The sequence below is a fragment of the Methylobacterium sp. WL116 genome (assembly GCF_008039455.1).
GTDB lineage: Bacteria > Pseudomonadota > Alphaproteobacteria > Rhizobiales > Beijerinckiaceae > Methylobacterium.
Genome location: NZ_VRUV01000145.1, coordinates 1 through 9,205, shown reverse-complemented (window position 1 = coordinate 9,205; position 9,205 = coordinate 1). Strand labels below are relative to the sequence as shown.

Genomic DNA, 9,205 nt, shown 5'->3' with positions numbered 1-9,205 from the left:
TGGGCCGGCAGGCTTCAACCAGAGGCTCCAGATCAGCCCATTGCGCGTCGCTCAGCATCGTCCCTCCTCCATCAGAAAGACGAAAACGCAAGCCCAGCCAATCTGTTCAGGCGACGACAGGCCCTAGACGCGATTCCCGCTGCGCGAGATACAACCCATTGACAACATCGTTCACGCATGAATGATTAAGGTCTGAACGGAGTAGTGATCAGTGTCGACGTCGACGAAGCAAACTCGCCTGCGGCTGGACGGCCAGCTTTGCTTCGCCCTCTATGCTGCGACGAACACGGTCGTGCGCGCCTACCGGCCGTTGCTGGGCGAGCTTGGGCTGACCTACCCGCAGTACCTCGTCATGCTGGCGCTCTGGCAAGATGGCGTGACGGCGGTGCACGACCTAGCCGCCCGGCTGCAACTCACGTCCAGTGCGATCACGCCCCTGGTCGACCGGCTGGAGGCGGCGGGCTTCGTCAGCCGGACCCGCGCGGTGGACCGGCGCATCGTTCTCGTCGCCCTGACGGAGGCGGGCCGGCTGCTGGAAGACCAAGTCGCGACGGCGCAGCAGGCTGTGGTCTGCCGCACTGGCCTCGGCGACCGCGAACTCGCCGACTTGCGCCAGGAGTTGAAGGATCTCGCTGACCGAGTCGCCGCAGCGGGCATGGCCCAGAGCGACGAGCCGGGCTGAGGATGCACCGCGACGGCGCACGGACGCGGCTTTCCGCGGGCCCGCATTGAATCGCGAGGGGTCGACGGCTGGCTGGCCGGCGGCCCGGGCGAAACCATTGAGGGCCATGCAGGATTGCAGGCGCCCTCCAAGATGTCGGCTCGCGTCGAGCCGAACGATGCCCGCACGCGATGCGGGTCATGACAACGAGGAGGAGACATGGACGCGCAAGCGACCGGGGATCCCGGGGGCGGCCAGCCCTGGGGACCCCACAACACGGTGACGGTGGTCGACCCGTCGCCGGTCAACTGGCTCTCCATCACCTGGAACACGATGGAGGAGGCTAACCGCGTCGATCACGACGGCATCGGTCAGCCGAGCCTCGCCGAAAGCTGGAGCTGGCTCGACGGGGAGACCCTCGAACTTAAGATGCGGGACGCGGTCTACCAGGACGGCGAGCCCTTCGACGCCGCGATGTTCAAGCTCGGCTTCGACAAGGTCCAGGAATGGACCAACCCGCACCCGCCGGGCGCCTTCCTGAACTTCGCCCGAGACGTCACATGCGACGCGGTCGACGACCGCACCGTCCGGATGCGCTTCCCCGGTGGGGACTCTGCGGCCTTGATGAAGCTGCGGGGCATGCACCTGCCCTCGACGCGGTTCTGGAACGAGTGGGGCTTTGTCGATCCGAAGACCGGGTCGGCGGAAGGCCATTGGTGAGTGATCGACGCGCCTGGTCCGTGGGGGACTGGCCCGTTTGTGCTCACCGAGGGCGTCTCGCTCATCGATAGCCGCTCCGATCGCGTGGTCATGGAGCCCAACCCGACGTACTGGAACCCGGCTCGCAAGCCGACGGTCCGGATCGTCTACGACAACGTCATCGGCAAGGCCGAGGGCATCAAGTCGGTGGCGGCCGGTGACGGACGGGTCGACGTGGTGTTCGACCTGACGCCGGACGAGGCGCACGCCTTCCCGGCAAGCGAGCACGGCAGGATCCAGACGAAGAAGGCGAAGACGATCCTCACGGGCGTCTTCAACGAGAACCGTCCAAATTCGCCCTGGCGCGACCCGGAGGCCCGCCGGGCCATCAACCTTGCCATCGACCAGGCCTTTGTGCTGGAGCACGGAGCGCACGGTTACGGCACGGTGATCCCGGCCTTCATCCAGCCCGGCCGCTACGGCGCGGATCCGGACATGAAGCCGATGCCGCACGACCCCGAGGGTGCCAAGCGCACGCTCGACGGCCTGGAGCTCGGGGGGCGGGAGCTGGTCTTCGTCGCCTCGCCCGCCTGGAAGGGCGTGGTGGAGGCCATCGGCCAGTGCCTCGCCAAGGTCGGCCTCGGCTGCCGCTTCGTCAGCGACCGGGGCGACCTGCCGGACGACTTCGACGTCAAGCTCGAATGGTACTTCGACTGGACGCCGCAATATCCGGTGGCGTGCGTGCACCGGGAGTTCTTCGGGTGTGACGCGACCCTGCGCCAGGGTCCGGAGGATCCGAAGTTCGACGCCCTCTACGACAAGCTCCTGCATACGCCGGAGGCCGAGACGGAGGGGGTGGTTCGCGAGGTGGAGCGCTACCTGCAGGACGAGGCCAAAGCCCTGTTCCTGTACTCGCCCTTCACCCTGTTCGCGGTGTCGGACCGGGTGGCGTTCACACCCTACGACACCTGCATGTCCGAACTCGCCGAGACCCGGATCCAGGGTTGAGGCGGAAGGCGGCGCGGGGTTTCCCGCGCCGCCACCTCTCGCGGGCACGAAGGCCGCATGATCGTCGCCACCGCCGGCCATATCGACCACGGCAAGACCGCGCTGGTGAAGGCGCTGACCGGCATCGACGCCGACCGGCTGCCGGAGGAGAAGGCCCGGGGCATCACCCTCGACCTTGGCTTCGCCTACGCGCCGAGGGACGGTCGCCTCCGGATACCGCTCGGCTTCGTCGACGTGCCCGGCCACGAACGCTTGGTCCGCACCATGGTGGCGGGCGCCACGGGCGTGGCCTGCGCGCTGCTGGTGGTCGCCGCCGACGACGGGGTGATGCCCCAGACCCGCGAGCACGCCGCCATCCTCGACCTTCTCGGCCTTGACCGCGGCGTCGTCGCGGTGACGAAGGCCGACCGCGCCAATCCGGACCGCATTGCGACGGTGACCGCGGAGATCCACGCCCTCCTCGCCGGAACCGGGCTCGCGGCGGCGCCGGTCGTCGCCTGCTCCGCGTTGACGGGATCGGGCATCGCTGACCTCGCCCGCCTGCTGGAGGTCGCGGCCGGCTCCCACGCCCCGGCAGGTGCCGAGCGCGGCTTCCGGCTTGCTGTCGACCGACGCTTCACCGTGTCCGGCGCCGGCCTGGTCGTGACCGGGGCGGTGCACGCGGGCACGGTGCGAGTGGGCGATCGGCTCCTCGTCTCGCCCGGCGCGCGCGAGGTCAGGGTGCGCGGGTTACGCGTTCACGACGCAGTGGCCGAGAGCGCGTGCGCCGGGGAGCGCTGCGCCCTGAATTTGACCGGTCCGCGCCTGTCCCTCGACGACGTAGGTCGGGGCACGTGGGTCCTGTCGCCGGCCCTGCACGGGCCGACGACCCGCCTCGACGTATCCGTGCGCGTGCTGCCGCACGAAAGTCGGCCCCTGCGCCACCGCACCCCTGTGCATCTCCATCTCGGCGCGGCCGCGGTGACCGGACGGCTGCTGCTCCCTGGAGCTGGGTCGGTCGAACCCGGCACGTCCACCCACGCGGTGATCACGCTCGACCGCGAGGTCGGCGCCCTCGCCGGGGACCGCTTCGTTCTGCGCGACGTCTCGGCCGCGCGCACGCTCGGGGGTGGTTGCGTGATCGACGTGGAGGGACCGCGCCGGGGTCCCTGGACGCCGGAACGCCGGGCGGTCGTCGCAGCCCTCGATACCGCGGACGACGGTCGGGCGCTTCGGGGGCTCCTCGCCACCTCCGAGCCCGGGATCGACCTCCCTCGGTTCGCGCGCCTGCGGAACCTGCCCGTGGCGAAGCTGGAAGCCCTCGTCGCCGAGGCGGGGGCGGTCGTGGCAGAGGATGGCCCGCGGCTCGCCTTCAGAGGCGAGCGGGTCGCGGCGCTGGCGGCGGGCGTGCTGTCCGAACTCGCCCGGACCCACATGGCACAGCCTGACAACCCCGGGCTTACGCGGGACGAGATCGCGTCGACGGTGGAGGCCGGGGACCGTCCGGCCCTCCCGGCTGCCCTTGATGGCCTCGTCCGGACGCGGCAGGTCTTGCGGCGCGGCCCGCTCCTTCACCTGCCCGGCCACACGGCGCTCCTGCGTCCGGCCGACGCCGTCATCTACGATGGCGTCCGCGCCCTGCTGGAGGAGGCGGGCTTGAACCAGCCCCGCCTCACCGTCCTGGCCGGCCGCCTGGACCGCGACCCCGACGATCTCCGCCACCTCCTCGACAAGGCCGGCCGCCTCGGCTGGCTCCAACGCATCTCGAAGAACTACTACGCGCTGCCGGAGGCGGTCGCCGAACTGGCGCGGATCGCGGATGCCGTGGCGCGCCAGCATCCCGAGGGCCTGTTGACCGTCGGGCGCTTCCGCGAGACAGCCGGCATCGGTCGCAACATGACCATGCCGCTCCTCGAGTTCTTCGACGAGAGGGGTTTGACGGTGCGGATCGCGGAGGGACGGCGCATCCGAACCGACTGGCGCGTCTTGGCCCCCTCGAGCCTGCAGGCCCCGGTGCCGGAGGCGCCGGGTTCGGATCCGACCGGCATGCGAGTGTCATAGTCGAGGCGGAGACGCCTTCCCCGCTCACGTCGAAAAAACTTTCGGGGCGGCCTAACAGCGTAAGATTTGCCCGTTAACGAATGCGTTGGGTGGATTTAAGACATTCTACTTTCAATTGGAATGGCATCGAGGCGGACGTTCCTGGCTGAGTCCTCTGTGTTCCGTGTTGATGCGCGGACCTTCGTCCCGCGTTAGCCTATCCGTATGTTGAATGGCATCCGCGTATTCTTCGATCGGTTGTGGCTTCCCAAACAGGTAGCCCTGCATCTCTCCACAGGCCTCTTCCGCCAGGAACCGCATCTGCATCTGCGTTTCAACGCCTTCTGCAACGATGCCCATGCCAAGACTTCTGCCGAGGCTTAGGACTGCCCGCACGATGACGGCGGCTTGCGGTCCCGTCCCGAGTTGAGAAACGAAAGAGCGGTCGATCTTCAGTTTGTCGAACGGGAAGGCTTGCAGGGTTGCAAGCGATGCGTAGCCGGTTCCAAAATCGTACAGACTAATATAGATGCCAAAGCTCTTTAGTCGACGGAGAATACAGACAGCCTGCTCGACGTTGTTAATGATGATGCTTTCCGTAACTTCCAGCTCAAGGCGGTTCGGTGACAAGCCGGTCTCGGACAGGATGCCCAAGATTATCTCTGGCAGATCTGGCTTATGGAATTGCAGAGGTGAGAGATTCACGGCGACCTTGAGAGGCTTCGACCAGAGGGCTGCTTCCGTGCAAGCCCGCCGTAAGACCCACTTACCAAGCGACACGATGACCCCAGTCTCTTCTGCGAGAGGTATGAAGACGCTTGGTGGGATGTTGCCACGGACCGGGTGCGTCCAACGTAATAGAGCTTCGAAGCCGACGAGTGCTCCTGTGAGACCATCCACTTGCGGCTGATAATGTAGGCTGAGGGTATCGTTGCTCATTGCATCGCGTAGGTCGCGTTCGAGCCCCCGACGCTCCTCGGCTTCCTCGTCCATCATCGGCGTGAATATGCGGAATGTCCCACGGCCTTCGGCTTTCGCTCGATACAGAGCGAGATCGGCACGGCGATAAAGGCACTCGGCGTCGGTGCTATGCTCCGGCGCGAGTGCGATGCCGATGCTCAGGCCAACTTTGATCCGACTCCCGTGCACCTCGAACGGTATATCGAAGGCGGCGATCATCCGCGAGGCCACGGCGCTCGCTTCCGGCCGGCCGCCTGTGAGTAGTACCGCGAACTCATCGCCTCCAAGCCGCGCAGCCGACTCGCCGCCAACTGTAGAGATCAGGAGGTTCGACACCATTCGTAGAAGCTGATCGCCAGCGAGATGCCCGAGCGTATCGTTCACCCCCTTGAAGCCGTCGAGATCGAGATAGAGCACAGCGCAGGAGCCCCCCTGCGTTGCCATCTCGTTCAAGTGCTTTTCTAAACGGTCGTGGAAGAGGGCTCGGTTAGGGAGCCCGGTGAGAACGTCATGGTGCGCCAGGCGCGCCACTTCAGCCTCGGTCGCCTTCCGCTTCGTGATGTCCGTGAACGTCCGAACGAACCCTCCATCGAGTAACGGAACCGTGCGGACTTCGAGAATGACGCCGTTCGATCCCCTGCGCTCTTGAACGTGCGCCTGTTGGGATCCCTCCGTTTGTACCCACTTCCTGGACCGGTCGGAGCGTCTACGTTCGCGGTGCCGCAGCTGATAACGCAAAACAGATCGGTAAGTCGGTTGCATCTGCATCATCTCGCGCGGAACATCTAAGAGCGCGAGGGCCCGTTCGTTGCACACACGAACCACACCGTTGGCATCCACCATGATGAGGCCCTGATCCATGTTGTCGAGCGTGGCATCGAGGACTACCGTCTTGTTGCGGAGCGTTCCTCCTTGCTGGGTCAGCACAGCGTTCATCGTCCGAAGGTGATCCAACATAAGCGTGAGAACTGCAAATGTCAGGACAACCAACATCATCACTGCGATGCCGGCAGCTAGGACACCACGTGCGAGACCAAGATCGGGGGTCGACAAAGACGGATCTGGACTGATGTGAACCGCCGCCATCGCCATAAAATGAAGGGCCGCGATGGCAAACGTTAGGATGGTTGCAGCCTGAATGCGCGAACGAGTCCCGGTACGCCGAGTGTGCAGCGCCAAGCCAGCCGCGGACAGCGCACACCCCGTCGACATACCCGAGACGACCAACGTCGGGTCCCACGACAAATGACCGGGCAGCATCATCCCGGCAATGCCGAGGAAGTGCATGCCCCCGACCCCAAGACCGAAGAGCAGGCCACCAGAGATGCCCGACCACCACACCCGCGTGGCTCTCGCGATGAGCAGCGCGCAGAGGGAAGCAGCGATTGAAACGATCAGGGACAGGAGCGTCGTGAGCGGTTCATAGCCAATGACGACGCCGGGATCGTAGCCGAGCATGCCGATAAAATGGGTGCTCCAGACGCCAGCACCGATGGAGAAACTAGCGGCCAAGAGCCAAACCAGCGCTCGTCCCTTCGGCTGGGTTTGGATCCGCTGTTCAATCTGTAGGCCTGCGTAGCAGGAAATCCAGCAGACGCAGGCTGCCAGTGGCACGACCCAGGCAGTGTGTTCCTCGGTCAGACAAACGAACGCGCGGAACATCGTAACGCCTCACCATGCGGCAACCTTAGGCAGCATGGTGGAATTTTATGAACCAGTGGTTGCATTGACAGTCCTCTGCTTAGGGACCGCGATGTTTCCGGGCTGAGGTCATGGGTGCGACTCGCGCCCTAGATGATAGCGGCGGCGATCGCACCGCAGAATATGCGGCCAGAAAGGGTGGCCTACGGTCGGTCCGCTATCGGGCCACAAATTCGATAAACAGACGGCCGCCACCCAAACAGCCGGATGGAAGGTGCCGCTGTATCACTTCTCGCCCCAGATCCTGCGCACCCGCGTCACGGCCGGCCGTGCGATCATGCGCTCGTAATGCCCGGCGAGGTTGGGTGGGAGTGCGATGCCCTCCTGCGGCGCCCAGCGAGTCGCGTAGAACAACGCGCTGTCGCCGATCGTGAACGCATCGCCCGCGACGTAAGGGCGGGATGCCATCTGCCGATCAAGGATAGCCAGAGCCTCGTCGATGATCGCGCGACCCTGTTCCTTCACCGAGGTCTGCCCGAGCTTGAGCTTCTGGTGCAGCATGTCCTGCGGCTCGTAGTTCGCTGTCTTGAACAGCCGTCCGAACCCCCGCAGATGCAGCGTACCGATAGCGTAGTCCATGACCTCGATGCCCCGACGCTCCGCTTCCGGATCGGCGGGGATCAGCGCCTTGTCCGGGTTGGTGCGAGCCAGCCATGTGGCGATCGCGCCGTACTCGGTCATGATCGTCCCGTCGGCGCGCACGAGGGCGGGGACCTTGCCCTTCGGGTTGATCGCCTTGAACGGCTCTCGTCCGGCCTCGCCGCCGGCGACATCCATCTTCACGCTCTCATAGGGCTTGCCGATCTCCTCCAGCAGGATGTGGATGCCGATCGCGCAGGTGTGCGGTCCCCAGTAGAATTTCATCGCTTGTCCCGTGTCTTCGAGGGCTGCGGTGTGGATCGGGGCAACGACAGAAAATCGTCTACCCGCGGCATTCGTGTCGTCCCGATGCCGAACGTTGCGCGCTCGGTTTGGAAAGCAGGTGGTGGAGGCGAAGTTCCTCCATCGACACCGCCTGCCAGCACGACGAGCGAGGTCTGCTTTCAGGACGATAGGTGCACGCCGTGGATGGCTGTCATGGGCGAAAGCGGCTTGAACTAGGGTGAGTCGAACGACCGCTTTCAGGCACGGCTTGAACTGAGTTCTGCGACCGGCATGGGTCGGTTGCAGAACGTCCGCTCCTGGACGAGATGCCGGATCCCGTCGGTCATCCTTTGCGATCCCTATCGGTGTGCACTGAATGTCCGATCCTGATCGTCAACTGGATCCGTGACGCGCAGGATCGGTGTACGTCCGAAGCTCCGCCGAGCGGATCCCGCTCGGTGTCGCAGATGGGGCAGAACGTTACCCTACGACCTGTTTATCGTTGCCCAAATCGAGGCACGGCGCAGCCGTCCCCTCGGGTCATCAGCGCTTGCATCGCTCGTCCAAGTTCCAGTCCGACCTGCTGGTCGAGGCGCCGTACGATCTCGGGGTCTGCATGATCGTCGAAGCCTGATCGGCGCCCATCGATACGAATCAGATTCGGAACGCGGTGCCGTTGCCGGCCCGGGCTAAGGGGTTGTCGTGGCGCGGAGCGATGCCAATGCCGATGCTCAGGCGTCGTCGGCGACGTGGACTCGATCGAGCACGCCGGTCGGACAAGTGTCCGTCAGGACGATGGCGCGCGGATCGGTTGGCGTCTCGAGCGTGGGCGGTACCGCGGATGTGAGCCGCCGCGTCGGGTGAATGGTCGTCATCGCGTACGAGCCTGCCGTGCAAGAGCGGCAGGATGTACCCTCGTCCGGTGGGAGGCGTGCCGTTCTTCACGAGGGCACTGCCACGTGACACACCGTGGCAGTGCTGTGGTCGCCAGCCTGAGCTTTCGCACATCTCCGGATCGAGACCCGGATCGACCTCTCACGGGGGTTGCAGATGGCTCGGCGTCATGGATGACGGGTTTGCCCGCCGCGGATCGCGCCGCGGGCAAACCGCTGATGCTGTGCTCGATCAGAACAGTCTGTCGAGCTTGTTCGGGGATTGAGCTTCAGTGTCCGTCGTCAGATGATTTGGGACATTCAGCGGTGTTCAGGAGCGGAGGCTCTGGTCCATCTGGGGTAAGAGGTTAGGCAGCCTGCGCGTGGTGGCGCAAGCGGCGATCCATCAGGGTCTGGCGCT

Annotated in this window: 5 protein-coding genes and 1 pseudogene; 3 read left to right on the top strand and 3 right to left on the bottom strand. The window is 65.2% G+C overall.

Going from position 1 to position 9,205, the window contains the following annotated elements:
- The first annotated feature begins 211 nt into the window (after window positions 1–211).
- From FV223_RS12800 to selB, 3 genes and pseudogenes are all read left to right on the top strand, one after another.
- Window positions 212–682, top strand: coding sequence for a MarR family transcriptional regulator (locus FV223_RS12800; RefSeq protein WP_147727407.1), 471 nt, complete (start codon window positions 212–214; stop codon window positions 680–682).
- A 198-nt stretch (window positions 683–880) separates the two neighbouring features.
- Window positions 881–2,368 (top strand): annotated as a pseudogene (locus tag FV223_RS12790) (ABC transporter substrate-binding protein).
- A gap of 57 nt (window positions 2,369–2,425) precedes the next feature.
- The gene (selB, locus tag FV223_RS12785) at window positions 2,426–4,408 is read left to right on the top strand and encodes a selenocysteine-specific translation elongation factor (protein WP_147727405.1); all 1,983 of its coding nucleotides are present in this window, start codon (window positions 2,426–2,428) and stop codon (window positions 4,406–4,408) included.
- 111 nt (window positions 4,409–4,519) lie between these two features.
- On the opposite strand, the gene FV223_RS12780 is transcribed toward selB, so the two are convergent.
- From FV223_RS12780 to FV223_RS30375, 3 genes are all read right to left on the bottom strand, one after another.
- Window positions 4,520–7,009, bottom strand: coding sequence for an EAL domain-containing protein (locus FV223_RS12780; protein WP_147727404.1), 2,490 nt, complete (start codon window positions 7,007–7,009; stop codon window positions 4,520–4,522).
- 264 nt (window positions 7,010–7,273) lie between these two features.
- Window positions 7,274–7,912, bottom strand: a complete 639-nt coding sequence (locus FV223_RS12775) for a glutathione S-transferase family protein (RefSeq protein ID WP_147727403.1) — start codon at window positions 7,910–7,912, stop codon at window positions 7,274–7,276.
- 731 nt (window positions 7,913–8,643) lie between these two features.
- Window positions 8,644–8,787 carry a hypothetical protein gene (locus FV223_RS30375; protein ID WP_187276130.1) on the bottom strand — a complete coding sequence of 48 codons (144 nt, stop codon included), beginning with the start codon at window positions 8,785–8,787 and terminating at the stop codon, window positions 8,644–8,646.
- Between the last annotated feature and the right edge of the window lie 418 nt (window positions 8,788–9,205).